Source organism: Flammeovirga sp. EKP202, assembly GCF_014534745.1.
Taxonomy (GTDB): domain Bacteria; phylum Bacteroidota; class Bacteroidia; order Cytophagales; family Flammeovirgaceae; genus Flammeovirga.
Genome location: NZ_JACVVP010000165.1, coordinates 1 through 275, shown reverse-complemented (window position 1 = coordinate 275; position 275 = coordinate 1). Strand labels below are relative to the sequence as shown.

1 protein-coding gene is annotated in these 275 nt (G+C 35.6%); it reads right to left on the bottom strand.

Annotated elements, in window-relative coordinates:
- The coding region (locus IC221_RS29420; protein ID WP_188172341.1) for a PD-(D/E)XK nuclease family transposase at nucleotides 1-275 on the bottom strand (275 nt) is incomplete at both ends.

Here is a 275-nt window from a genome sequence, read left to right as displayed (position 1 = left end):
TTCGGTCTCATCAAAGATAAAATCCATAATGGAAATCACATAGACTGCTTTTAACTCATAATCCCATCCTTTTCCTCGCTTGGCTTGTTCTTGAATAGGAAAGCTTGAGTAATAGATAGTACGGTCTTTAAAATGAGTCTGTTCAGCACGTTGTAACTCCACGATAAATTTTTCACCATTTTCGTTTTCACAATATAGATCATAAATGGCTTTACGGTCGGTGTCATTTTTGGGTAAATGTTCCGTCGATTTATACGTCAAATCATAGATCTGAT